Source organism: uncultured Algimonas sp. (genome assembly GCF_947498175.1).
GTDB lineage: Bacteria > Pseudomonadota > Alphaproteobacteria > Caulobacterales > Maricaulaceae > Litorimonas.
The window spans coordinates 239,292-264,261 of sequence record NZ_CANMJB010000001.1 but is presented as its reverse complement, the minus strand read 5'-3'; the positions used below and the strand labels follow the sequence as shown (position 1 = coordinate 264,261).

Annotated in this window: 26 protein-coding genes; 5 read left to right on the top strand and 21 right to left on the bottom strand. The window is 62.5% G+C overall.

Going from position 1 to position 24,970, the window contains the following annotated elements:
- Positions 1-39 precede the first annotated feature (39 nt).
- From Q0718_RS01280 to Q0718_RS01180, 21 genes are all read right to left on the bottom strand, one after another.
- Entirely contained in the window at positions 40-303 is a 264-nt protein-coding gene (locus Q0718_RS01280) for a DUF1467 family protein (RefSeq protein WP_298912289.1), read from the bottom strand.
- Positions 304-312: 9 nt separating this feature from the next.
- Entirely contained in the window at positions 313-729 is a 417-nt protein-coding gene (gene mce / locus Q0718_RS01275) for a methylmalonyl-CoA epimerase (RefSeq protein WP_298912286.1), read from the bottom strand.
- 1 nt (position 730) lies between these two features.
- A complete protein-coding gene (locus tag Q0718_RS01270) occupies positions 731-2,422 on the bottom strand; it encodes a ribonuclease J (RefSeq protein WP_298912283.1) in 1,692 nt (563 codons plus the stop codon).
- Positions 2,415-3,191 (bottom strand): type III pantothenate kinase, encoded by a 777-nt coding sequence (locus Q0718_RS01265; RefSeq protein ID WP_298912279.1) that lies wholly within the window; start codon positions 3,189-3,191, stop codon positions 2,415-2,417. The genes Q0718_RS01270 and Q0718_RS01265 overlap by 8 nt, the downstream gene beginning before the upstream one ends.
- A 4-nt stretch (positions 3,192-3,195) precedes the next feature.
- A complete protein-coding gene (locus Q0718_RS01260) occupies positions 3,196-3,915 on the bottom strand; it encodes a biotin--[acetyl-CoA-carboxylase] ligase (RefSeq protein WP_298912276.1) in 720 nt (239 codons plus the stop codon).
- A 5-nt stretch (positions 3,916-3,920) separates the two neighbouring features.
- Positions 3,921-5,360 carry an NADH-quinone oxidoreductase subunit NuoN gene (nuoN, locus tag Q0718_RS01255; protein ID WP_366523773.1) on the bottom strand — a complete coding sequence of 480 codons (1,440 nt, stop codon included), beginning with the start codon at positions 5,358-5,360 and terminating at the stop codon, positions 3,921-3,923.
- 1 nt (position 5,361) lies between these two features.
- Complete coding sequence (locus Q0718_RS01250) at positions 5,362-6,918, bottom strand: NADH-quinone oxidoreductase subunit M (RefSeq protein WP_298912273.1); 1,557 nt, start codon at positions 6,916-6,918, stop codon at positions 5,362-5,364.
- A 4-nt stretch (positions 6,919-6,922) separates the two neighbouring features.
- Complete coding sequence (gene nuoL / locus Q0718_RS01245) at positions 6,923-8,962, bottom strand: NADH-quinone oxidoreductase subunit L (RefSeq protein ID WP_366523796.1); 2,040 nt, start codon at positions 8,960-8,962, stop codon at positions 6,923-6,925.
- A 7-nt stretch (positions 8,963-8,969) separates the two neighbouring features.
- Positions 8,970-9,296, bottom strand: a complete 327-nt coding sequence (gene nuoK / locus Q0718_RS01240) for an NADH-quinone oxidoreductase subunit NuoK (RefSeq protein ID WP_298912269.1) — start codon at positions 9,294-9,296, stop codon at positions 8,970-8,972.
- A 24-nt stretch (positions 9,297-9,320) separates the two neighbouring features.
- Complete coding sequence (locus tag Q0718_RS01235; RefSeq protein WP_298912266.1) at positions 9,321-9,920, bottom strand: NADH-quinone oxidoreductase subunit J; 600 nt, start codon at positions 9,918-9,920, stop codon at positions 9,321-9,323.
- A gap of 69 nt (positions 9,921-9,989) precedes the next feature.
- Positions 9,990-10,478 (bottom strand): NADH-quinone oxidoreductase subunit NuoI, encoded by a 489-nt coding sequence (nuoI, locus tag Q0718_RS01230; RefSeq protein ID WP_298912263.1) that lies wholly within the window; start codon positions 10,476-10,478, stop codon positions 9,990-9,992.
- A complete protein-coding gene (gene nuoH, locus Q0718_RS01225) occupies positions 10,478-11,500 on the bottom strand; it encodes an NADH-quinone oxidoreductase subunit NuoH (protein ID WP_366523795.1) in 1,023 nt (340 codons plus the stop codon). The genes nuoI and nuoH overlap by 1 nt, the downstream gene beginning before the upstream one ends.
- A gap of 80 nt (positions 11,501-11,580) precedes the next feature.
- Positions 11,581-13,689 carry an NADH-quinone oxidoreductase subunit NuoG gene (gene nuoG, locus Q0718_RS01220; protein WP_298912255.1) on the bottom strand — a complete coding sequence of 703 codons (2,109 nt, stop codon included), beginning with the start codon at positions 13,687-13,689 and terminating at the stop codon, positions 11,581-11,583.
- Positions 13,686-13,955, bottom strand: a complete 270-nt coding sequence (locus tag Q0718_RS01215; RefSeq protein WP_298912252.1) for a hypothetical protein — start codon at positions 13,953-13,955, stop codon at positions 13,686-13,688. The genes nuoG and Q0718_RS01215 overlap by 4 nt, the downstream gene beginning before the upstream one ends.
- A 4-nt stretch (positions 13,956-13,959) precedes the next feature.
- Positions 13,960-15,267, bottom strand: a complete 1,308-nt coding sequence (gene nuoF, locus Q0718_RS01210; RefSeq protein ID WP_298912250.1) for an NADH-quinone oxidoreductase subunit NuoF — start codon at positions 15,265-15,267, stop codon at positions 13,960-13,962.
- Complete coding sequence (gene nuoE, locus Q0718_RS01205) at positions 15,264-16,457, bottom strand: NADH-quinone oxidoreductase subunit NuoE (protein WP_298912248.1); 1,194 nt, start codon at positions 16,455-16,457, stop codon at positions 15,264-15,266. The genes nuoF and nuoE overlap by 4 nt, the downstream gene beginning before the upstream one ends.
- The gene (locus Q0718_RS01200; protein ID WP_298912246.1) at positions 16,454-17,653 is read right to left on the bottom strand and encodes an NADH-quinone oxidoreductase subunit D; all 1,200 of its coding nucleotides are present in this window, start codon (positions 17,651-17,653) and stop codon (positions 16,454-16,456) included. The genes nuoE and Q0718_RS01200 overlap by 4 nt, the downstream gene beginning before the upstream one ends.
- Positions 17,653-18,288, bottom strand: a complete 636-nt coding sequence (locus Q0718_RS01195; RefSeq protein ID WP_366523772.1) for an NADH-quinone oxidoreductase subunit C — start codon at positions 18,286-18,288, stop codon at positions 17,653-17,655. The genes Q0718_RS01200 and Q0718_RS01195 overlap by 1 nt, the downstream gene beginning before the upstream one ends.
- Entirely contained in the window at positions 18,285-18,851 is a 567-nt protein-coding gene (locus Q0718_RS01190) for an NADH-quinone oxidoreductase subunit B (RefSeq protein WP_298912240.1), read from the bottom strand. Before Q0718_RS01190 ends, Q0718_RS01195 begins: the two co-directional genes overlap by 4 nt.
- Before the next feature lie 9 nt (positions 18,852-18,860).
- A complete protein-coding gene (ndhC, locus tag Q0718_RS01185; RefSeq protein ID WP_298912237.1) occupies positions 18,861-19,226 on the bottom strand; it encodes an NADH-quinone oxidoreductase subunit A in 366 nt (121 codons plus the stop codon).
- A 213-nt stretch (positions 19,227-19,439) separates the two neighbouring features.
- Positions 19,440-19,913: a YcgN family cysteine cluster protein gene (locus tag Q0718_RS01180; protein WP_298912234.1), complete on the bottom strand. Its 474-nt coding sequence runs from the start codon at positions 19,911-19,913 to the stop codon at positions 19,440-19,442.
- 46 nt (positions 19,914-19,959) lie between these two features.
- Here Q0718_RS01180 and Q0718_RS01175 point away from each other — a divergent pair, with 46 nt between their 5' ends.
- The 5 genes from Q0718_RS01175 to Q0718_RS01155 all read left to right on the top strand — a co-directional run bounded on the left by Q0718_RS01175 (position 19,960) and on the right by Q0718_RS01155 (position 24,932).
- Positions 19,960-21,951 (top strand): PBP1A family penicillin-binding protein, encoded by a 1,992-nt coding sequence (locus Q0718_RS01175; protein ID WP_298912231.1) that lies wholly within the window; start codon positions 19,960-19,962, stop codon positions 21,949-21,951.
- A gap of 135 nt (positions 21,952-22,086) precedes the next feature.
- Entirely contained in the window at positions 22,087-22,809 is a 723-nt protein-coding gene (locus tag Q0718_RS01170) for a CAP domain-containing protein (protein WP_298912228.1), read from the top strand.
- 60 nt (positions 22,810-22,869) lie between these two features.
- Positions 22,870-23,328 carry a hypothetical protein gene (locus tag Q0718_RS01165; protein WP_298912225.1) on the top strand — a complete coding sequence of 153 codons (459 nt, stop codon included), beginning with the start codon at positions 22,870-22,872 and terminating at the stop codon, positions 23,326-23,328.
- A 31-nt stretch (positions 23,329-23,359) separates the two neighbouring features.
- The gene (locus Q0718_RS01160) at positions 23,360-24,265 is read left to right on the top strand and encodes a rhodanese-related sulfurtransferase (protein ID WP_298912221.1); all 906 of its coding nucleotides are present in this window, start codon (positions 23,360-23,362) and stop codon (positions 24,263-24,265) included.
- On the top strand, positions 24,249-24,932 hold the full coding sequence (locus Q0718_RS01155; RefSeq protein ID WP_298912218.1) for a glutathione S-transferase N-terminal domain-containing protein: 684 nt from the start codon (positions 24,249-24,251) through the stop codon (positions 24,930-24,932). Before Q0718_RS01160 ends, Q0718_RS01155 begins: the two co-directional genes overlap by 17 nt.
- Positions 24,933-24,970: the final 38 nt, after the last annotated feature.

The window sequence follows — 24,970 nt, the reverse complement described above, 5'->3', positions numbered from 1 at the left end:
CCGGCGCGGCAAGGAAGGGCTTGACCCATTCTGCCATTCCTAGAGCCCCATCAGATCGCCCAGCATTTCCCACGACAGCCAACCGCCCGTCACGACAATCCAGACCAATCCGAAAAAGAGAATGGCGAGCAAGGTCGCCCAGAGCGCTTTTTTCCACATGTTGGATTGGATGGGCGCACCCGGTTCGGTGCCAAGCTCGACCGAATCGTCCTCCGCCTGCCCGCGGACGCCGATCGGCAGGACGATGAATAGCGATAGCCACCAGAGGATGAGAAAGGTGGCAAGACCCGTGAACCAGTTCATGGACTTGCCTTAATGGCCCGCCTTCGGGGACTCCATCAGTTCTATCAGCACGCCGCCACTATCGCCGGGATGCAGGAAGATGACGGGTGTGCCGTGCGCGCCGATGCGCGGCTCGTTCAGCACGCGCATGCCGCGTTCCACCATCCGGTCTCTCGCGGCGTGGATGTCATCGACCTCGAAACAGACATGATGCTGTCCGCCTTTGGGGTTGCGTTCGAGAAACTTCGCGATGGGCGAGGCTTCGCCATAAGGCTCGATCAGTTCGATCTGTCCGGCCGGCAAGTTGATGAAGGCGAAGCTCACCCCTTGCTGCGGCAGGGGCTTGGGTTGCGTTATGTCGGTCGCACCCAAGGTCTCGCGGTAGAATGTCATCGCTTCGCGAATGTCCGGAACGGCGATGCCGACATGGTTGAGCGGCCCGATCATGTCAGGCCGCCTTCTTCACGATGTGGGCATGGACTTCGACGATGGACCGCTTGCCCGTCATGTCGCGCAGGATGCGTCTGACCCGGCCACGGACCTTGTCCTCGATCGTGTCCTCGTCCTTGCGGCCGCGCATGGGAAGCTCCCTGAAAGCGTCCTCGGCCGCATCCGCCACGGCGTCGATCAGTTCGTCCATGATTTCGCCGTCGCGCCCTTCCGGGAAACCGGCGATGCGGGCTTCGGGTCCGCTGACCAGCCGGCCTTTTTCGTTGACGACGAGGCTGACCCCGACATGACCGGCAAAAGCCATCTTGCGGCGCAACCTCAAGCCGTCATCCGACGCCGACACGATCTGTCCGCCGTCTTCGAACAGGCGGCCGGACGGCACGATGTCGACGACTTTCGGACCTTTGGGCGCAATTCGGATCATTTCCCCGTTGCGGCCCGGCATGGACTTGTCGGCACCGACCGTCTTGGCGAAACGGGCATGTTCGAGCAGGTGACGCCGCTCGCCGTGGACGGGTATGGCGATGCGCGGCCGGACCCATTCATACATGCGCTTGAGTTCGTCGCGGTTGGGATGGCCCGACACATGGATCGGCCGGTCCTTTTCGGTGACGATTTCGACGCCGTCATCGGCGAGCGCATTCTGCAAGGCGAAGATGCCGCGTTCATTGCCGGGAATGATCTTGGAGCTGAAGACGACCAGATCGCCGCGTTTGAACTTGACGCTGCGATGCGAGCCTTCGGCGATGCGTGACAGGGCGGCGCGCGGCTCGCCCTGGCTGCCGGTGCAAAGGTAGAGGACATGACCCGCCGGCATGGCGGCCGCTTCGTCCTCGGACAGGATATGGCCGACATCGGACAGAAGGCCGACCGCCTTCGCCGCCGCCGTCATGCGTTTCATGGACCGGCCGATCAGGCAGACGGACCGGTTGTTCTCCTTGGCCGCATACATGACCGACTGCAGCCGCGCGACGTTGGACGCGAACGTCGCCACGGCGATTCCCTTGCCGTCATGTTCGCCGATCAGCTGCGTCAGCTCTTGCCGGACGCCCTCTTCGGAGCCGCTTTCGCCGGGCGAAAAGACATTCGTGCTGTCGCAGATCATGGCCAGAACGCCTTCATCGCCCAGGGCCTTGAGCGCCGCTTCGTCCACGCCTTCGCCGATCTGTGGATCGGGATCGATCTTCCAGTCGCCCGTATGCAGTACCGTGCCGAGATCCGTGCGGATGGCGAGCGCATTGGGCTCCGGAATGGAATGGGTCAGCGTGATCAGATCGAAGCGGAACGGTCCGAGGTCGAAGCCGCCTTGCAGCGGGATCTCGATCAACTCGACCTCGTCCAGCAATCCCGCTTCCGCCAACCGGTCCTTGACCAGCCACATGGTGAACGGCGTGGCATAGACCGGACAGCGCAGGCGCGGCCAGAGCCGGGCCAATGCGCCCATATGGTCTTCATGCGCGTGCGTCAGAACGATGCCCAGCAGGGACTCCCGCCGTTCCTCGATGAAGGCCGTGTCGGGCATGATGATGTCGATGCCGGGCGTTTCGGCATTGCCGAACGTCACGCCGAGATCGACGATCACCCATTGACGGTCACTGGGACGACCATAGCCGAACAGGTTCAGGTTCATGCCGATTTCGCCTGACCCTCCCAGAGGCAGGAACAGAAATTCCGATTCGTTCTTATCCATGCGTTTTGTTCAACTTCCAGATTTCCAGCAGACCGCGGATCGTAAGACCCGGATCGAAATGCTGAATGGTTTCACTCGCCCCTTCGAAAAGGCTCGCCACGCCTCCGGTTCCGATAATGGTGAAGTCGCGGCCGTCTTCGCGGCGGATGCGCTCCACCAATCCGTCGATCAGCCCGATATACCCCCAGAACACCCCCGACTGCATGGCCGGCACCGTATCCCTGCCGACGACGCGCTCCGGCCGGCGGATCTCGATGCGCGGCAGTTGCGCCGCCGCTTCGTGCAAGGCGCGCATGGACAGGTTGATGCCGGGACAGATCACGCCGCCTTCAAAATGGCGGTCGGCGGAAACGACATCGAACGTCGTCGCCGTGCCACTATCCACAATGATGAGCGGTCCGCTATATTTTTCCACAGCACCCAGAACGGTGACGAGGCGGTCCGCCCCGACGGACGCCGGATTGTCCACGCGCAGACCGATGCCCAGTTCGACTCCGGCCTCGCCGACGACGATGGGCTCGACCTTCAGATGACGCCGGACCAGGTTGCGTTGATTGAACAGCGATTGCGGAACGACCGTCGATATGACGCAGCCCGTGATGTCGGCAAAGGAGAGATCGGCCATGGCGAGAAGCTGGAAGAACCAGACCGCGAATTCGTCCGCCGTTCGGGCGGCATCGGTCGCGATCCGCCATTCGCCGAGCCAATCCTGCCCGTCGTGAATGGCGAACAGCGTATTGGTGTTTCCGGTATCGATGACGAGCAGCATAAGCCTATCCGAACGCAACGTCGCCCGCATGGACGCGCACTTCTGTGCCATCCGGACGCGTCAGGCACAATGCGCCATCGGGACCGAGCCCCGTAAAGCGCCCGGTCTGGTCGTTCACCGTCACGGTCCCGCCAGGATTGTGGGCACGCGCCATCCATTCGCGCCGGATCAGATCGAAACCATGGGTGCGGAACATCCGGACCGATTTTTCGACGTTGCGGGACAAGAGGGCCAACACCGCCTCAGGCCCCGTGAAGAGCGGCTCGGCATTCATTAGATCGCCCCCTTGCATCTGTTCGACCAGATGGGTCGCCGGATAGGGCGTGTCGGATGGATGGGAGACCAGATTCATGCCGACACCGATCAACAAGGCTTCGGCTTCGCGCTCGACCAGGAGACCACTGATCTTGCTGCCGCCGATGAGCACGTCGTTGGGCCATTTCAGCTTGGCGGGCTTGATCGGGTTGTACCGGTCCAGCGTCTGGGCGATCGCCAGCGAGACGGCGAATCCGTAAAGCGCGGATTGCGACGGGTCCTCCGATGCGGGCTGTATGAGCGTAGCGAAAAGGTTGCCGGTTTCGCTGACCCAGTTCCTATCGCGGCGGCCGCGGCCCTTGGTCTGCCGTTCCGCGCGGATCCAGACCGGGCCGCGTTCACCTTCATCATATAGCGTGCGCGCTTCGTCCTGGGTCGATTCGACGGTTCCGAGGTGGAGTAATCGCAAAACGGCTAGAACAGGGACGCGGCAGCGCTGTCGATCAGACCCTGCACCGGGATAGCCACGAAAGGCAGCGCGATGATCAGGATCAGCGCGATGGCCGAACCCGTCGTGATCCATCGCAGCGATCGAGGCGCCGACACGAACTCCTGCGCCGGTTCGTCGAACCAGATCGTCTTGATGACGCGCAGATAGTAGAACGCTCCGATGACCGACGCCACCAAGGCTGCCACGACGAGCCACCACAGACCGGCATCCACGGCCGGCCAGAAGGCAAACAGCTTGCCGAAGAAGCCCAGCAGCGGCGGAATGCCCGCAAGGGAGAAAAAGAAGATCGTCATGACGATGGCCATCGGCCGGTTCGTCTCCGACAGTCCGGCCAGGTCGGAGATCTGCTCCACCATGCCGTTGCGGATGCGCATTTGCAGGATGCCGGCGAAAACGCCGATCGCCGTCACGACGTAGATCGTCATGAAGATCAACATGCCGCGCAAGCCGAACACGGTCCCCGCCGCCAGTGGAACGAGGGCGTAGCCCATATTGGCGATGGACGAGTAGGCCATGAGCCGCTTGATGTTGCGCTGGCTGAGCGCGCCGATGGCGCCCACGAACATGGAGACCAGGGCGAGCGCCGCGACGACTTGTTGCCATTGGCTGAAAATGTCCTCGAGCGGGCCGAACAGCAGCCGCGCGATCAACGCCATGGCGGCGAATTTGGGTGCAGAGGCAAAGAACCCCGTCACAGGCGTCGGGGAGCCTTCATAGACATCGGGCGTCCACATGTGGAACGGCGCGGCCGAAATCTTGAAGGCCAAGCCGCACATCATGAAGACCATGCCGCCGACGATGCCGACACTCATTCCGTTCGCCTCAATGGAAGCGGCGATCCCGCCAAAGTCGAGATGCCCGGTGAAACCGTAGATCAGCGACGCCCCGTAAAGCAGCAGGCCCGACGACAGTGCGCCGAGCACGAAATATTTCAGCCCGGCTTCGGACGCGCGCAGGCTGTCGCGGTTGAAAGCGGCCATGATGTAGAGCGACAAAGCCTGCATCTCCAGACCGATATAGAGAGCCAGCAGATTGTTGGCGCTGACCATGATCGACATGCCGAGCACGGCGTAGATCATCAACACGGAAAACTCGAACCGGTCCAGCCCTTCGGCTTTGAAGTAGGGTCGCGTGAAGACCAGCGCCAAAGCGGCGGTCAGACCGATGACGAGCTTGGAGTAATGCCCGAAATCGTCCACGGCCAGCAGGCCGTTGAAGGACGTGCCTTCCGGACGCCCCAGGAGGAACCCGCTAAGCGCGAAGACGACCAGCATGATGATGGCGATCCAGCGCATCACGTCGGCCTGTTTTCCGCTTTTGACGAACAGGCTGATCAACACGACGAAGATCGTCTGGCCGGCGAGGATCAACTCCGGCGCCATCAGTCTCACGGCTTCCATCATCTTAATTCACCTCGGCCGGATCGGGCGCACCAAGGGCGGGCACGGTCGTGTCCGCCTGGAAGTCGGATATGAGTTGCAGGACACTGGCTTCGGTCACGTCCGTCACAAGCGATGGGTAGATGCCCAGCAGCAAGGTGAAGACCGCCAATATGGCCAGGATCATCCATTCGCGAAGCGTGACATCCGTGATTATGTCCAGCTTTTCGTTGACCTGCTCGCCGAACACCGTCTCGCGGTAGAGATGCAGCGCATACATGGCCGACAGAATCATGCCGATGGCCGCGCCCGCCGCGATCCACGGACTGACCTGGTAGGCGCCGATCATGGTCAGGATCTCGCCGACGAAACCCGACGTGCCCGGCAGGCCGACATTGGCCATGGTAAAGAGCAGGAAGAAGGCGGCGAAGACCGGCATGCGCTTCACCAGCCCGCCATAAAAGGCGATCTCGCGCGTGTGCATCCGGTCATAGACGACGCCGACGCAGAAGAAGAGCGCGCCCGAGACGAGGCCATGGCTGATCATCTGGAAGATGCCGCCCTGTATGCCTTGCAGGTTGAAGGTGAAGATGCCCATCGTCACAAAGCCCATATGGGCAACAGAGCTGTAGGCGATCAGCTTTTTCATGTCGGTCTGGCGGTAGGCCACCAGCGAGGTGTAGATGATCGCCACGATCGACAGCAGGAAGACGAGCGGGGCGAACTGGACCGAGGCGTCCGGGAAATAGGGCAGCGAGAACCGCAGAAAACCGTAGCCTCCCAACTTCAGCAAGATGCCTGCAAGAATGACGGATCCGGCGGTCGGCGCCTGCACGTGTGCATCCGGCAACCAGGTGTGGACCGGCCACATCGGCATCTTGACGGCAAACGAGGCGAAGAACGCCAACCACAGCCAGGTCTGGATGCCGCCCGGAATGTCGAGATCCTTGAGCGCGCGCATGTCGGTCGTGGCTTGGCCGAACTGGTCCGCCGACGCGCCATAGAGCCAGAGGATGGCCGCCAGCATCAGCACCGAGCCGAGCAGCGTGTAGAGGAAGAACTTGTAGGACGCGTAGACCCGGTTCGCCCCGCCCCAGACGCCGATGATGATGAACATCGGGATCAGCACGGCTTCGAAGAAGATATAGAACAGGACCAGATCGAGCGCGCAGAATACGCCGATCATGAGGCTTTCCAGCAAGAGGAAGGCGATCATGTAGTCGGCCTTGCGCGTCTTGATCGAGGTCTCCGACGCCAGGATGCAGAGCGGCGTCAGGAAAGCCGTCAGCACGATGAACAACACGGAAATGCCGTCCACGCCCATGCGGAAGTCGATGCCGCCGCCCAGCCAGGGCGTTTCGTCGATGAACTGGAATCCCGGATTGGACGCGTCGAAGTCCACGACCAGAACGATCGAAAGAAGCAGGACGATCAGGCTGACCAGCAGCGCGGTGCGCGGCGCGTTGCGCTCCGTCTGCTCACGCCCTTCGCCGCGCGCCAGCCAGGACACGAAGGCCAGGAACAGCGCGCCGATCAGCGGGATGACGACGAGTGCCGGGAGGATGGGAAGGTTGGAAAACACTGGCCTAGCCCCCCAGCCCGCGAACGCCGATGACGATCAGGATGGACACGCCGATCAGCATCACGAAGGCATAATGGAACAGCTTGCCCGACTGCAAACGCGACAGGCGCTGCGAGGCGCCGGATGTGAAACCGGCGATCCCGTTCGGGCCGAAGCGGTCGATGATGCCGACATCGATGATCTTCCAGAAGACGTCGCCGAGCGCCCGCGCGCCGCGAACGATCGTCGCCTCGTAGATTTCGTCGATGTACCACTTGTTCAGCAGGAAGCGGTAGATCGGCGATCCGCCTGTATCCTGGACGGTCGCGATATGACGGCGCGCACCGTCGTTGCGGTACATCAGCCACGAAATCAGGAAGCCGATGAAGGTCGCGAGGAGCGGGGCGAAATAGACCCAGGTCGGATATTTGTGATGCCCGTCGCCATGACCGTCGCTTGCCCCCTCATAACCTTCGGCAGCCGCATAGAGGTTCGTCGGGGCCATGGCGTAATCGCCGCCCGGCAAGGCGCCGTGCCAGAAACCGTCCACGCCGTAGCGGAAACTCTCGTAGAAGGCGGCACCGACAAAGACCGCCCCGATCGAGAGAACGACCAACGGGATACGCATGGACCACGGGCTTTCATGAGCATGTTCAAGCGTGTGGTGATCGCCGCGGAACTCGCCGTGGAAGGTCATGAAGATAAGGCGCCAACTGTAGAAGCTGGTCATCAGCGCGGCGACGATCCCCATCCAGAAGGCGAAGACGGCGGCGTTATTGCCCCCGGCCGCGCCGACTTCGTAGGCGGCCTCGATCACGAAGTCCTTGGAGAAGAAGCCTGCAAAGCCCCAGCCCAGCAACGGGATGCCGACGCCGGTCAGCGCCAGGGTCCCGATGATCATGCCGCCATAGGTCCAGGGCACTTTGCGCCAGATGCCGCCCATCTTGCGCATGTCCTGTTCATGGTGGAGCGCATGGATGACCGAACCGGCGCCGAGGAAGAGCAGCGCCTTGAAGAAAGCATGGGTGAAGAGGTGGAACATGGCGGCGTTGTAGGCCCCGACACCGGCCGCGAAGAACATGTAGCCAAGCTGGGAACAGGTCGAATAGGCGATGACCCGCTTGATGTCGTTCTGCACCAGCCCGACCGTCGCGGCGAAAAAAGCCGTGAACGCGCCGAGCGCCGTGATGAAACCAGACGTGATCGGAGCGGCCTCGTAGATCGGGAAGGCCCGGCAGACCAAGAACACACCGGCCGTCACCATGGTCGCCGCGTGGATCAGGGCGGAAACGGGCGTCGGGCCTTCCATCGCGTCTGGCAGCCAGACATGCAGCACGAACTGCGCCGACTTGCCCATCGCCCCGACGAAAAGGAGCATGGCGATCAGTTCCATCGCATTGAGGTTCAGGCCCAGAAAGTCGAGGCGGCGGTCGCTGTTCTCGGCGATGGCGGCGAAGACCACGTCGAACTCGACCGAACCGAAGACCAGGAAGATCGCCATCACACCGAGCGCAAGGCCGACGTCGCCGACCCGGTTGGTCACGAAGGCCTTGATGGCGGCGGCGTTGGCGGACGGCTTCTTGTAATAGTATCCGATCAGCAGATAGGAGGCGAGGCCCACCCCTTCCCAGCCGAAGAAGAGCTGGACGAAATTGTCCGCCGTCACCAGCATCAGCATGGCGAAGGTGAAGAGCGAGAGATAGGCGAAGAAACGCGGCTTGTACGGGTCCTCCTCCATGTAGCCCCAGCTGTAGAGGTGGACGAGCGCGGAGACGCTGGTCACGACGATGAGCATGACCGCCGTCAGCGTATCGATCTTCAGAGCCCAGTCGGCTTTCAAGCCGCCAATATCCATCCATCGCATGAGGGTGATCGTCGTATCGGGAGCGTCTCCGAATGCGATCCCCATGAAGGCAACCCAGGACAGGATGGCGGACAGGAACAGCAAGCCCGTCGTCAGAACCATGCTGAGCTTTTCGGGCAAGCGGGCACCGCCGAAACGCGTGCCGGCCAACCCTGCAATGATGGCCCCGATCAGAGGCGCGAAGACGATTGTCTGATACAGCAAGAGATCAGCCCTTCATCAGGTCGGCGTCTTCGACCTGGATGTTGCCGCGATTGCGGAAATAGACGACGAGGATGGCGAGACCGACGGCCGCTTCGGCGGCTGCGACCGTCAGGATGAAGAGCGCGAAGATCTGCCCGTCGATCGGGTTGACGCCGGGCATGACCGGCATGTGGGCCGAAAACGCCACGAAATTGATGTTCACCGCCAACAGGATGAGCTCGACGCACATCAGGATGACGATCACGTTCTTGCGGTTCACGAAGATGCCGAACACGCCGATGATGAACAGCATGGCGGCAACGACCAGATAATGGGACAACCCGATGACCATCTCTTCCCTCCCAGCAAAACCCGGCTAACCGAGTCCCTGCCCCGGTTCGATATCCACCAATTCGACGCCGTCCTCGCGGGTCCGCGCCATCTGATCGACCGCGCTCTGCCGACGCACGCCTTCGCGGTCGCGCAAGGTCAACACGATGGCCCCGATCATGGCGACGAGAAGGACGAAACCGGCCGCTTCGAAGGCTCCCGCATATTTCGTGTAGAGAACGGCCCCGAACGCCTCGAGGTTCGTCATGGTCGCATCGGGCGCCACGAGAGGCCGGCCGCCATCCATGAAATAGGCCGCCCCGAGCGCGATCATCTGCAACAGCAGGATGGCCGCCACGATCCCCCCGATCGGCGCGAAGGAGAGGAAGCCCTTCTTCAGTTCGACGAAATCGACGTCGAGCATCATCACGACGAAGAGGAACAGGACGGCGACGGCGCCGACATAGACCATGATGAGCAACAGGGCGAGAAACTCGGCGCCCATGAGGATGAACAGGCCCGCCGCGCTGAAGAATGTCAGGATGAGGAACATCACGGAATGCACGGGGTTGCGCGACGCCACCACCATGAAGGCGGCACCGACGGCGACACTGGCAAGGATGTAAAAGGCTATGGCCGCGATCACGTCTGGCTCTCTTCTCTCGGTCCGCAATGGAGGTCCGTCAGGCCCCTCCGGAAGCGGAATCGCGCCCCCTTAGCGGTAGGGCGCATCCATGGCTAGGTTCTTGGCGATTTCGGTTTCCCATCTGTCCCCATTTTCGAGCAGCTTGTCCTTGTCGTAGTAAAGCTCTTCGCGGGTTTCGGTCGCGAACTCGTAATTCGGCCCTTCGACGATGGCGTCGACGGGGCAGGCTTCCTGGCACAGGCCGCAATAGATGCACTTGACCATGTCGATGTCGTAGCGCGTCGTGCGGCGCGATCCATCGGGCCGCGGTTCGGCCTCGATGATGATCGCCTGGGCCGGACAGATCGCCTCGCACAGCTTGCAGGCGATGCAGCGTTCTTCCCCGCTGGGATAGCGGCGCAGCGCATGTTCTCCTCGGAAGCGCGGCGATAAGGGACCCTTCTCGAACGGATAGTTGATCGTCACCTTGGGGCGGAAGAAATAGCGCATGGCGAGACCGAAGGCGCTCACGAATTCCAGCAGCAAGGCGCCGCGAATGAACTGTTTGACGCGGACCATCAGGCAGCTCCCGTGAGGACGACGACGCCGGAGACGATCAGCACGGCGACGATGGCGGTCGGCAGGAACACCTTCCAGCCCAGCCGCATCAGCTGGTCGTAGCGGTAACGTGGCACGATGGCTTTCACCATGGCGAACAGGAAGAAGATGAAGGCCGTCTTCAGGAAGAACCAGAACACGCCCGGCAGGAATTGCACCCCGATGTCGATCGGCGCGTGCCAGCCGCCCAGGAACAGGATCACCATCATGGCCGAGAGCAGCATGATGTTCACATATTCGGCGAAGAAGAACATCAGGAACGGCGTCGAGGAATATTCGACCTGATAGCCGGCGACGAGCTCACTTTCCGCTTCCGGCAGATCGAAGGGCGGACGGTTCGTCTCCGCCAGCGCGCTGATGAAGAACAGCACGCCCATATAGAACAGGACCGGCGTCAGGATGTAGTTGGCCAGACCGAACTCCGTCGCGGGGTTCAACCGGAACATGTTCCAGTTCCAGAACCCGCCCGCCTGCGTGTCGACGATCTCCGTCAGGTTCATGGACCCCGTCACGAAGATGACGGTCAGAATGATGAAGCCGATCGAGACTTCGTAGGACACCATCTGCGCCGCCGAGCGCAGCGCGCCCATGAACGGATATTTGGAGTTGGACGCCCATCCCCCGATCATGATGCCGTAAACACCGAGCGAGCTGATGGCGAGGACGTAGAGAACCCCGACATTGATGTCGGAAATCACCCATCCCGGCGCGACCGGGATCACCGCCCAGGCGAGAAACGCCATGACGAGCGCGATCAACGGCGCGAGGATGAACAGGAACTTGTCGGACCCGGCCGGGACGATGATCTCCTTGAAGAAGAACTTCAATGCATCGGCAATGGTTTGCAACAGACCGAAAGCGCCGACCACGTTCGGGCCGCGGCGCATCTGCACGGCCGCCCAGATCTTGCGATCGGCCAGGACGAGCGCTGCCACCAGCAGCGCCAAGACAATAACGAAACCAAGCACTTGCAGCAGTTTCATCAACACCCACAAACCCCAGCCGGGATCCTCTGCCGGGATGGCGATAACCGTCTGCAGGATCGGCAATGCTGCGAAGTCGATCATTCCGCAGCCTCCGCCAGGGTCGGGCCATCCAGCAGGGCGGAACATTCCGCCATGACGTTGGACGCCCGTGCAATCGGGTTGGTCATGTAAAAGTCCGCAACGGGGCTGCGCAGCGTTTCGCTGGAAAGCGCGCCGTCCTTGCCGAGCGTGGAAACGTCGAACGCGGTTGAGGCCACCGCTCCGGGTGCGTAGCCGAGCGCACCGAAGGTCGGGTGTTTCTCGACGAGTTGGTCGCGCAGCTCCGACTGGGTGTCGAACGGAAGCACTCGATCCACGGCGGCGGACAGGGCCCGGATGATGGCCCAGTCTTCCTTGGCCATGCCTTTGGGCGGCACGGCCCGCATGCCCATCTGGACGCGGCCTTCGGTGTTCACGTAAAGCCCGTCTTTCTCCGTATAGGCACAGCCGGGCAGGATGATGTCGGCGACATGCGCCCCGGCATCGCCGTGATGGCCCTGATAGATCACGAAGCTGTTCTTCAGACGTGATGCGTCGAACTCGTCGGCTCCCAGCAGATAGACCGTATCCATGTCGCCGCGCTCGGCCGCATCGAGAATGCCCGAAGCGGACTTGCCGCCCTCACCCGGAACGAAGCCCATGTCGAGGCCGCCGACCCGCGCTGCGGCGGTGTGAAGGACATTGAACGGGTTCCAGTCCTCGCGCGCGAAATTCGGGCCGGACATCAGGTTTCCGAGTGCCGACAGCAGCGCCAGCCCCTCTTCGCCGACCAGAGCACCCTGCCCGACGACGATCATCGGATTTTCGGCGTCCTTCAATGCCGCCGCGAAACCGGTGCTGGCACGGCTGAAGTTGACGAGATCGGCGGCCGTCTCTCCGGCGTGATCGTAATCGTAGGTCAGATCCGCCACTTCGCCGATCATGCCGACGTCGAGCCCGCCTTCCAGCCAGCGCTTGCGGATGCGCGCATTGATGATCGGCGCTTCGAGGCGCGGGTTGGCGCCGACCAGCAGGATCGCATCCGCCCGGTCGATCCCGGCGATGGTGGTGTTGAACAGGTAGCTTTCCCGAGAACCGGTGCCGACGAGGCTACCGTCCTGACGGCAATCGATGTTCTGCACGCCGAGCGAGCCCATCAGCTCCTTCAGCGCGAACATGGATTCGGCATCGCACAAATCGCCGGCGATGGCGGCGATCCGGCCCGGGTCGCCCTTCAGCTTTTCGGCGGCCAAGGCGAGCGCTTCGTCCCATCCGGCTTGGCGCAGTTTGCCGTTTTCGCGGACAAAGGGCCGGTCGAGCCGTTGGCGCGTCAGCCCGTCCCAGACGAAGCGGGTCTTGTCGCTGATCCATTCCTCGTTCACGTCGTCGTTGACGACGGGCAGAATGCGCAGGACCGCATCGCGGCGGCTATCTACCCGGATGTTCGACCCGACCGCGTCCATCACATCGACGCTTTCGACCTTGTCGAGCTCCCATGGACGCGCATTGAAGGCATAAGGTTTGGAGGTCAACGCACCGACCGGGCAGAGGTCGATGACATTGCCGGACAGTTCGGATGTCAGCGATTGCTCCAGATAGGTCGTGATCTCGGCGTCCTCGCCGCGATTGACCAGACCGATCTCCTGAACGCCCGCCACTTCGGTGATGAAGCGGACGCAGCGCGTGCACTGGATGCAGCGCGTCATGATCGTGTTGACCAGCGGCCCCATATGCTTGTCGTCCACGGCGCGCTTGTTCTCCTCGAACCGCGAGAAGTCGCGGCCATAGGCCATCGCCTGGTCCTGCAGGTCGCATTCGCCGCCCTGGTCGCAGATCGGGCAATCCAGCGGGTGGTTGATGAGGAGAAACTCCATCACCCCTTCGCGGGCCTTCTTCACCAGCGGAGAATTGGTCTTGATGTGCGCCGGCGAGCCGTCGCGGTTGGGCCGCAAGTCCTTGACCTGCAAAGCGCAGGACGCCTGAGGCTTCGGCGCGCCTTCCCATTCGACCAGGCACATGCGGCAATTGCCCGCGACGGACAGGCGCTCATGGTAGCAGAAGCGCGGGATCTCGGCGTTGCCGAACTCCTCGCAGGCCTGCATCAGCGTATACTCGGCCGGCACGTCGTGCTCGACGCCGTCGATCTTGATGGTGCGAAGGTCGCTCATCGTTTCGGGCCTTCAAAGGAGGATTGTGTTTCAGCAACCGCATTGTCATGAAGATCCAAGCGGCGTTCCATACGACCCATGCGCTCTTCAAAGCGGTCCATGCGCTTGTTCAACCCACCTATGGACGTCATGATGAAACCCAGATGTTCTTCAACGTTCGACATTCGGCTCTTCAAATCGCTTTGACTCTCAAGCATGCGGTCCATCTTTTCGTCGAGACGTCGAAAATATTGATGGCTGAAATTGTTCGGATCGAAATCGTTCACAGGCTTACTCCGCCGCCTGCACGAACACGGGACGACCCGTGCGGTAGAGGTTGATCCGCTCTTCGATTTCGTGGCGGAAGTGACGGATCAGGCCCTGGACCGGCCAGGCGGCCGCGTCGCCGAGGGCGCAGATCGTATGCCCTTCGACCTGTTTGGACACGTCCAGCAGCATGTCGATCTCGTGCGTTTCCGCCTCGCCGCGCACCATGCGTTCCATCACGCGCCACATCCAGCCCGTGCCTTCGCGGCACGGCGTGCACTGGCCGCAGCTCTCGTGCTTGTAGAAGTATGAGAGGCGCGCGATCGCTTTCACGATGTCGGTGGACTGGTCCATGACGATCACGGCCGCCGTACCGAGACCGGACTGGTGCTCGCGCAATGCATCGAAATCCATCAGGACCGTATCGCAGATTTCCTTGGGCAGCAGCGGCACGGAGGAACCGCCCGGAATGATCGCCTTCAGATTATCCCAGCCTCCACGCACACCGCCCGCATGCGTGTCGATCAATGTTTTCAACGGGATGGATAGGGCTTCTTCAACGTTGCAAGGCGCGTTTACGTGCCCGCTGATGGAGAAGACCTTGGTACCCTTGTTATTTTCCCGACCGAAGCCGGCGAACCAATCCGCACCCTTGCGCAGGATCGTCGGCACGACCGCGATCGACTCGACATTGTTCACGGTCGTCGGGCAACCGTAAAGACCGGCATTGGCCGGAAATGGCGGCTTGAGGCGCGGCTGGCCCTTCTTGCCTTCGAGGCTTTCGAGCAAGGCCGTTTCCTCGCCGCAGATGTAGGCGCCGGCGCCGTGATGGACGAAGACATCGAAGTCCCAACCGGAACCGCAGGCGTTCTTGCCGATCAGACCGGCCTCGTAAGCCTGGTCCACGGCAGCTTGGAGCCGCTTGCGTTCGAACGTGTATTCACCGCGCAGGTAGATATAGGCCGCATGGGCCTGCATCCCGAACGAGGCAACCAAGCATCCTTCGATCAGCAAATGCGGGTCGTGCCGCATCATTTCGCGGTCCTTGCACGTGCCGGGCTCGGATTCGTCGGCGTTGACGACAAGGTAGTGCGGCCGCTCGCCGACTTCCTTGGGCATGAAGGACCATTTCAAGCCGGTCGGGAAACCGGCGCCGCCGCGCCCACGCAGGCCCGACGCCTTGACCTGTTCGATGATCCAGTCGCGGCCTTGCGCCAGCATCGCGCCCGTACCCTCCCAGGCTCCGCGTTGCCGCGCGCCGTCCAGGCCCCAGTCCTGCGTGCCGTAGAGATTCTTGAAGATGCGGTCTTCGTCTTTGAGAAGCTGCGTCATGTTTCAGCCTTCTTGGCGAGCGCCTTGGCCTGCTTCACCCAACCTTCACGCTTGATGCGCCCCGGATGACGTCCGAGCGCCTCGCGCTCGACGGTCTTGATGTCCGCCACCTTCCAGGCCCCGATCTGACGGTAATAATAGATGCCGCCTTCGTTGAGCTCTCGTTCAAGAACCGGGCCGATACCCTTGATTTTCTTCAGGTCGTCCGCCTGACCATCGGTCGGGCCTTCGCGGTAGAGCACCTCCGGCACGGCGCCCGATGTCCGGCGGCGCGGGGCGACAGCGGCGCCTTTTGGATCGGGAGTCGGCTTTCCGTCGGCCTTGACCGGTTTTCGGTCCGTGACAGGCGTCCCTCTATTGTCGGGCACCACGGCCTTGGCCATGTCCTTGGCCTTGTCGAGCAGTTCGCCGGCCGGGCTGCGCTCGTGATCGACACGGGTCTTGGGCGGCGACTTCGGTTTGTTGCGGCGGCCGGCGATTGTGGCGCGCACGCCTTTTGGATCGTCCGCATGGCGCTTGATCGCCACCTTCTTGTCTTGATGGGGAAGCTGGGACAGCTTCTGGGCCGCCGCATAGAGATCCTTTGAATTCAAAGTCTTCGGACCGCCTTCCGGTGCGGAATTGATGCGGTCGATCTGCGGTCCGCGCGCAGGCTCGCGCCCCGCGGCCAGGTCGTCGAGAATGGCTTCGAGCGTGTCCGGCGTCAGGTCTTCGTAATAAGGATCGTCATCGATATCGGCGGACACCTGCATCATCGGCGCATTGGCGCAGGCCCCCAGGCACTCCACCTCGATCCAGCTGAAAGTGCCGTCGGCGCCGATCGTGTTCTGCGGCCCGACCCGGCGCGCCAGAACGTCTTTCAGCGCGTCCGAACCGCGCAGCCAGCACGGCGTCGTCCCGCAGAGCTGGATGTGGTACTTCCCAACCGGGGCCAGGTTGAACATGGTATAGAAAGTCGCGACTTCGTAAACCCGGATGTAGGCCATGCCGAGCCTGTCGCCGACTTCGCGCAGGATCATTTCCGGGAGCCAGCCGCCCGCATCCTTCTGCGCGATCCAGAGCGCCGGGATCAGCGCCGACCGCTGCCGTCCGGTCGGATATTTCTTCGTCCAAGCCAGGATTTCGGCCTGCGCTTCAGGAGACAGATACACATCCGTCGGCTGGACGGGCGAGAAGCGGCGCGAGCTCATCGGTCGATCTCCCCGAAGACGATGTCGAGCGAACCCAGAATGGCGGAAACGTCGGCGAGCATGTGACCCTTGTTGAGATAGTCCATGGCGGCCAGATGCGGGAAACCCGGCGCGCGGATCTTGCAGCGGTAAGGCTGGTTTGTCCCGTCGGAGACGAGATAGACGCCGAACTCGCCCTTCGGACACTCAACGGCGGCATAGATTTCGCCTTCGGGCACCTTGATGCCTTCCGTATAGTGTTTGAAGTGATGGATCAGCGCTTCCATCGACTGTTTCATCTCGGCGCGGCGCGGCGGCACCCACTTGTTGTCTTCCGTCATGACCGGACCTTCCGGCATCATTTCAAGGGCTTGCTGCATGATCTTCACGGATTCATACATCTCCTCGACGCGGCAGAGATAGCGGTCGTAGCAGTCGCCGTTCTTGCCGAGCGGGATGGAAAAATCGAGCTCGTTATAGACCTCGTAAGGCTGGTTGCGGCGCAGGTCCCAAGGGATGCCGGAGCCGCGCACCATCACGCCGGTGAAGCCCAGATCATAACAGTCCTGCTTGGACACGACACCGATATCGACGTTGCGCTGCTTGAAGATCCGGTTCTCGGTCAGCAACGTCTCGATCTCGCGCAACCGGTCCGGGAATTGCTCGCACCAGACGAGGATGTCGTTGACCAGAGCGGGCGGCAGGTCCTGATGCACGCCGCCGGGGCGGAAATAGTTGGAGTGCATCCGCGCCCCACAGGCGCGCTCATAGAACACCATCAGCTTTTCGCGCTCCTCGAACCCCCACAGCGGCGGGGTCAGAGCGCCGACGTCCAGCGCCTGCGTCGTGATGTTGAGCAGATGCGACAGGATCCGGCCGATCTCGCAATAGACGACCCGGATGAACGACGCCCGACGCGGCACATCGATGCCCGCCAGACGCTCGATGGCGAGGCAGAAGGCATGCTCCTGGTTCATTGGCGCGACATAGTCGAGCCGGTCGAAATAGGGGATCGCCTGCAGATAGGTCTTGTGCTCGATCAGCTTCTCGGTGCCGCGGTGTAGCAAGCCGATATGCGGGTCGACTCGCTCCACGACCTCGCCTTCCAGCTCCAGCACGAGGCGCAACACGCCGTGCGCGGCCGGGTGCTGCGGGCCGAAGTTGATGGTGAAACGACGATCTTGTTCGTCGGTGACTAAGGCTTCGGTAGTGGCCATCAGTTGGCAGCCTCGCTCTTTTCATCGCCCGGCAAGATGTATTTCGCACCTTCCCACGGACTCAGGAAGTCGAACGACCGATACTCCTGCTGCAGCACGACCGGCTCATACACGACTTCCTTGCGCTCCTCGTCGTAGCGGACCTCGACATAGCCCGTCAGCGGGAAGTCCTTGCGCAGCGGATAGCCTTCGAAGCCGTAATCCGTGAGGATCCGGCGCAGGTCCGGATGCTGGTCGAAGACGATGCCGTACATGTCGAAGGCTTCGCGTTCGTACCAGTCGGCGTTCGGAAACAGCGAGACGACAGACATGACGGGCGCGTCCTCGTCGGTCGTGCACTTGACGCGGATGCGTCGGTTATGCGCCATGCTGAGCAGGTGATAGACGATGTCGAAACGACGCGCGCGCGCCGGATAGTCGACGCCGCACAGGTCGATCAGCTGGTTGAACTTGCAGATGGGGTCGTCGCGCAGAAAGGCGATGATGTTCAGGATCGACGCCCGGCGAACGATCAGCGTCAACTCGCCATGCGACTCCTGCATGTCGCGAACATCGTCGGCATGATGCATTTCGATATGATCGCGGATGTCGGCCCAGGTCTCCGACGCTTCTTGATGGGACACAGGGCCGGTCATCGGATGATGCTTCCCTCGCGGCGGATCTTCTTCTGCAGCTGCAGGATACCATAGATAAGCGCTTCGGCGGTCGGCGGACAGCCGGGCACGTAAACGTCAACCGGCACGATCCGGTCGCAACCGCGCACGACGCTGTAGCTATAATGGTAGTAACCGCCGCCATTGGCGCACGACCCCATCGAGATGACGTAGCGCGGGTTCGGCATCTGGTCATAGACCTTGCGCAGCGCCGGCGCCATCTTGTTGGTGAGGGTCCCCGCCACAATCATGACGTCGGACTGGCGCGGGGACGCCCGCGGCGCGAAACCGAACCGTTCCAGGTCGTAGCGCGGCATGGACGCCTGCATCATTTCGACGGCACAGCAGGCCAGCCCGAACGTCATCCACATCAGCGAGCCCGTGCGCGCCCAGGTGATCAAGTCGTCGGACGCCGCCGTGATGAACCCTTTGTCGGCCAGCTGGTCAGACAGACCGTCGAAGCCGCCGTCATGCAGGCGCGGATCGTAGGCGGGCGTGCCGAGATCGCGGGCGGCAGCGCCTTGGGTAACGAGAATGTCGGCCACGTGTCTCTCCTATTCCCAGTCCAGCGCGCCGATCTTCCAGGCGTAGACGAGGCCGGCCAGCAGCTCGAGCAGGAAGATGACCATGATGATCCAACCGTAAAGGCCGACCACGTCGAGGCTGACGGCGATCGGGAACAGGAAGGCGACTTCGATGTCGAAGATGATGAACAGGATGGCGACCAGGTAGAATCGCACGTCGAACTTCATGCGCGAATCGTCGAACGCCTCGAACCCGCATTCATAGGTGGAGACTTTCTCCGAGTCCGGGTCGGCGGGCGCAATGACCGCCGGCACGACGAGGAACGCGATGGACAGCACCAATGCGATGCCGAACATCATGACGATGGGAAGATATTCGATCAGAAGATCGGGCATTCGCACCTCTGGATGTCTCTGTCCGCGGCAATGATCGGGAGGATTCGCCGGGGCCTTGAAATCGGGCGGAACCTAATTGGCGGGCTTCGGCTTTGCAACGTCGTTATCAGCGAAAAGGGCGCGACATCTGTGCGACGAATTCCCCATTCACGGTTGAAACCATTGGCTTATTGAGAACGATACGCAAGTGCCGACTGTCCTGTGTCCATTCCGTCAGTCTTCCCATCCCGGCTCTCCCGGCCAGAGCGTGATGCGGCTCAGCAACGCCGCCTCGCTCAGCCCTTCTTCCGTGACGGTCGCATTCCGCACGCTCATGCCGGCCTCGTGGATCGAGTCCCGGCTGCCCGTGCGCAGGTGATGCCATTCCGGCAATTCCGCGCCCTCTGACAACAGGCGGTAGGCACAACTTCGCGGCATCCACTTCAACGCCTTGATGTTGGCCGGCTTCAGTATGACGCAATCGCTGACCACTGCCTTGCGATTGACATAATCCTTGCATTCACAGGATCCACTGTCGAACAGCTTGCAATGCGCGTCGGTGTTGTGGACTTCGCCGGTCTCTTCGTCTTCGAGGCGGATCAGGCAGCATTTTCCGCATCCGTCGCACAGGCTTTCCCATTCGTCTGCGGACATGTCCGCGAGCGGCTTGGTTTGCCAGAACGGCTTGGGGAATTGAGGATCGGTCATGACGAAGGCGGTTATCAAGCGGCGTAAAGCCGGATAGACGGACCCTATGCCGACCTACAGGGCCGATATCAATGTGGTGGAGACAGGTGTGCGCAGGCGCCGCTCCATGTGGGCGCTCGGCATACTCGGCGCCCTCACGGCCCTGGCGGCGGCGACCTTCGTCCTGGGCCGCGCCTATCTCCTCGATGGATTGCCGAAGCTTCCCGACAAGGAAACCATGTGGCAGCTGAACCTGCAGGAGACGATCACGCTGGTCGACCGCAAGGGGCGCACGATCGGCCATCGCGGACCGTGGATCGGCCAGCCGCTCAAGCTGGACGACATGCCGGCCTATCTGCCCAATGCCGTGCTGGCGATCGAGGACGAACGCTTCTTCGAGCACGAAGGCGTGGACAACCGCGCCATCCTGCGCGCCCTCATCAGCAACGCCCGGTCCGGGGCGCGCAGCCAAGGCGGATCGACCCTGACGCAACAGTTGGTCAAGCTGATGATCCTGACGCCGGAGAAGACCTACAGGCGAAAATTCCAGGAAGCGCTGCTGGCCCGCGACATGGAAGCGGTCCTGTCCAAGCCGGAGATCCTCGAACTCTACATCAACCGCGTCAGCCTCGGCCCGCAGATCTTCGGCGCGGAAAGCGCGAGCCGGATCTTCTTCGGCAAGAGCGCGCGCGACCTCGACCTGCCCGAAGCCGCCATGCTCGCCGGACTGGCCCAGGCGCCGAGCCGCTTCAACCCGCGCCGCAACTATGAGCGTGCATTAACCCGGTCGCATCTCGTGCTCCGCCGCATGCGCGCCAATCTCTACATCACCGAAGCCGAATTCGACGCCGCCATCGCCAATCCTCCGGAAATCGTCGAGGAAGTCGATCTGGCCCTGAACGAAAGCACGCTGGGTTACGCCTTCGATTTCGTCACGGAGCGGGCGCGGGAACTGGCCGGTCCCGACAGTCCCGATCTCGTCGTCACCACGACGCTGGATGCCGATTACATGAGCGCCGCGCGCGACAGTCTGGCAACCGTGCTCGATGCCAACGCCGAGCGTCGCAAGGTTTCGCAAGGGGCCATCATCGCCCTGGACAACGAAACCGGCGCCATCCGCGTCATGCTGGGCGGCCGGGACTACGGCGCCAGCCAGTTCAACCGCACGATCCAGGCGCAGCGACAGCCGGGATCCAGCTTCAAGACTTTCGTCTATTCGGCTGCGCTCGAAGACGGCTTCACGCCGGGCACGGTTCGCGTCGATCAGCCGACGACCATCGATGGCTGGACGCCTAAGAACTACACGTTGCGCTACCGCGGCCCGATGACGCTGCGCGAGGCGCTGAAGCTATCCATCAACACGGTCGCCGCCCAGGTCGGCGCGGAAATCGGAGCCATCCGGGTCGCCGAGACCGCCCGCAAGTTCGGCATCGAATCCGAGCTGCGACCGACCCTGTCGCTGTCGCTCGGCGTATCCGAAGTGAATCTGCTGGAGATGACGAGCGCCTATTCAGTCTTCCCGGCGGAGGGCGTCCGGCGCGACCCCTACATCATCCAGCGCGTCGAAAGCACGAGCGGCGACGTCCTCCATACGCGGCGCCGCGACGAGGGCGAACGCGTCTACGCGATCCCCTACGCTCGTCAGATGACGGCGATGCTGCGCGAGACCGTGGAAAGCGGAACGGCCCACGGGGCGCGGATCCTGCCGCGCATGGCGGGCGGCAAGACCGGCACATCGCAGGACTACCGCGACGCCTGGTTCCTGGGCTTCACCAAGCAGCTGACGACCGGCGTCTGGATGGGCAATGACGACAACAGCCCGATGAACGAAGTCACGGGCGGATTGCTGCCGGCCGATGTCTGGAAGGAGTTCATGACGGCGGCCCATGACGGCCTGCCGCGCGAAGACCTGCCCTTGCCCGACATCGGATCGGATGGTGACGGGGAATCGGCGATCATGGTGTTCTATTCGGGTCTGGCGGCCGCGCTGCGGCAGGAACGCGATCTGGCCTCGGGCAACAGCGTCCGCACGACCGTCTCCACGAACGCTGGGCGGTGAACATCGCCTTTTGCGGACAACCCTGCGGAGAATGGGCTTAAACTGCCGCAATTGTTTGCTGATAATTAAGGACAATCTAACGATTTCCTAGGATTTGAGCTGCCTAATGGGCTTCCGAACCGAGGAGGGCCTATTATGTTCAATGGCATGAAGCTGGGGAAACTCGCAGCCGTCGCGCTGCCTCTGATCATCATGAGCACGCTGCCCGCGACCGCGAAGACCGGAGTGGTGCAGACGACGTTCGAACCCGATGACGGGACGTACAAGGTCGTGCCAATATCGAGTCCGGATCAATGCTCCGCGCTCTGCAAGGCGGACCCGAAATGCCGCGGTGCCGTGACCTACCAACCGGACGTGCGAAAGCCCGAGGCCGTCTGCCGCCTCAATGACGGTTTCGGCAGCAACCCTGTCTTCCCGCAAGTGGCGCCGCAACCCTTGAACCTCAGCCGCGCGGTCGGCGACCTGAATGCCTACCGTGCCAGCCACGGCCTGAAGCCCGTCACGATCGAGCCCAAACTGATCGAAGCTTCGCGCATCCATGCCGACGACCTGTCCAAGGCCGGCATCATTTCCCACAACGGCACGGACGGATCCACGCATGGCGACAGGGCGCACCGGGTCGGCTACAATTTCCTGATCGCGGGCGAAAACGTCGCGACCGGCCAGAAGAGCTGGGACCAAGTGTTCGAGGCCTGGAAGAAGAGCCCCGGTCACAATGAGAACCTCCTGCGGCCCGACGTGTCGGAATTCGGCATCGCGCTGGTCTATGAGCCTCGCACGACCTATTCGACCTACTGGGCGATGCTGGTCGCCGAACCGTTGGACACCGGCCCTCTCGGATCCCGCGATCTCCACTAGCCTCCCGCGGCTGGGGCTGTGATAGAGGGCCGACAGGCCCCCTTGGGCTCAGGAGCATTCATGCGACACGTCATCACCATCGCCGCATTTGTCGCCCTGAGCGGCTGCGCGACCGCGCCGACCGCGGAACAAATCTGCACGGCGGACTGGATCGAACCGCGCGTGGACCGCGCCGTGGGCCGCATCGAAACGCGTCTCGACAAGGCGCTCGGCGCCTTGCTGGATGCCGGGGAGAGCTGGGTCGACGGTCGTTCGCCCGGTCCGCTGACGATGTTCCGGCTGTCCAACTCGGCCAAGGCGCTGGAGAAGGAATTGAAGGACGGCCGGGGTGTGCGCGATCTGCGCCTGGTGGCGTCCACTTGCGACAACCCCGATCTGATCCGCACCGAGATCCTGTCGATGCTGGAACGTCGCGGCGTCTCCGCATCCCTCACCGGATTTCTCGAAGCGACCGGATTGCTGGACGAAATCATCCGCACGGCGGAAGGACCGACCCGCCAAGCTGACCGGAGCGGTTGACCCCGCGCCCAGGCCTTTCTAGCTCGCGGCCATGTCCCACACGGTCGCCGCTCTCTACAAGTTCACCCCCCTGCCCGACGCGGCGGCGTTGCAGCCCTGGCTGAAAGCCATGGGCGAACAACTCGGCGTGCGCGGCACGCTGCTGCTGGCCCGTGAAGGCATCAACGGCACGATCGCCGGCTCCGAAGGCGCGGTTCGGCATATGCTCGACTATCTGCGCGCCGATCCGCGGCTGGCCGATCTGGACGTCAAGTTCAGCCGGTCCGACGACATGCCGTTCCTGCGCTACAAGGTGCGCCTGAAGAAGGAGATCGTCACGCTGGGCGTGGACGGCACGGATCCGAACCGCATCGTCGGCACCTATGTCGCACCGTCGGACTGGAACGACGTCATTGCCGATCCCGACACGGTGCTGATCGACACGCGCAACCGTTACGAGATCGAGGTCGGCACGTTCGAAGGCGCCGTCGATCCGAAAACCGACTCCTTCCGCGAGTTTCCCGAATGGGTCGAGCGCAATCGCGACCGGCTGGACGGCAAGCGCGTCGCCATGTTCTGCACGGGCGGCATCCGGTGCGAGAAAGCCTCGTCCTACATGAAGTCGCAGGGTTTTCCCGATGTGCTGCATTTGAAGGGCGGCATCCTGAAATATCTCGAGACGCAGCCGGAGGAAACCAGCCGCTGGACCGGCGACTGTTTCGTCTTCGACCAGCGTGTCGCCGTGGGCCATGGCTTGCGCGAAACCGATTGGGAGCAATGTTTCGCCTGCCGCATGCCGCTGTCGCCTGACGACTTGCGCGCCGACTCCTACGTCAAAGGCGTTTCCTGTCCACACTGCGTCGACGACCGCACCGACCGGCGGCGCTTCGAAGAACGCCAGCGCCAGATCGAGCTCGCCGCCGCCCGGGACGAGGTCCATCTTGGCCAACGGGCGTGATACCGGTATCGAACGTCCCAATCCGATGAGCCTGCCGATCCTCTATTCCTTCCGGCGTTGCCCCTTCGCGATGCGCGCCCGCATGGCGCTGGACGCATCGGACACATGGGTCGAACACCGCGAGGTGCTGCTGCGCGACAAGCCCGCCGCCATGCTGGACGCTTCGCCCAAAGGCACCGTGCCGGTGCTCGTCACGGACGATAACGGCGTCCTGGATGAAAGCCTGGACATCATGATCTGGGCGCTCCGCCGTCACGATCCGGAAAACTGGCTGGCCGACCAGGCGTGCGACCAGGCCGACGCCGAGCGGTTCCTGGACGCCTTCAAGGACCGCCTCGACCGTTACAAATATGCGAGCCGCTACGATCCCGAGCAACCCCGCGGAGCCGTCGACCCCGACCAGCGCGATGCGGCGATGCAGGTCCTGACCCACTTCGCTGCAACCCTGAACGGCACGCCTTTTCTGCGGGGCGCCGCGCCGCGGCTCGTCGATATCGCGACCTTCCCCTTCGTGCGACAGTTCGCAGCGGTCGAACCGGACTGGTGGGCGCAGGCCGCACCGGAAGGGGTGCAGCGCTGGCTAGCGGGGCATCTGGCCTCGCCGCGCTTCAAGCGGATCATGCGCAAATGGCCGCTCTGGGATCCCGAAGCCGCCAGGAATGGCTGACCCGCGCGCTTCTTATCAACACAAGCCTCGTGAGCCCT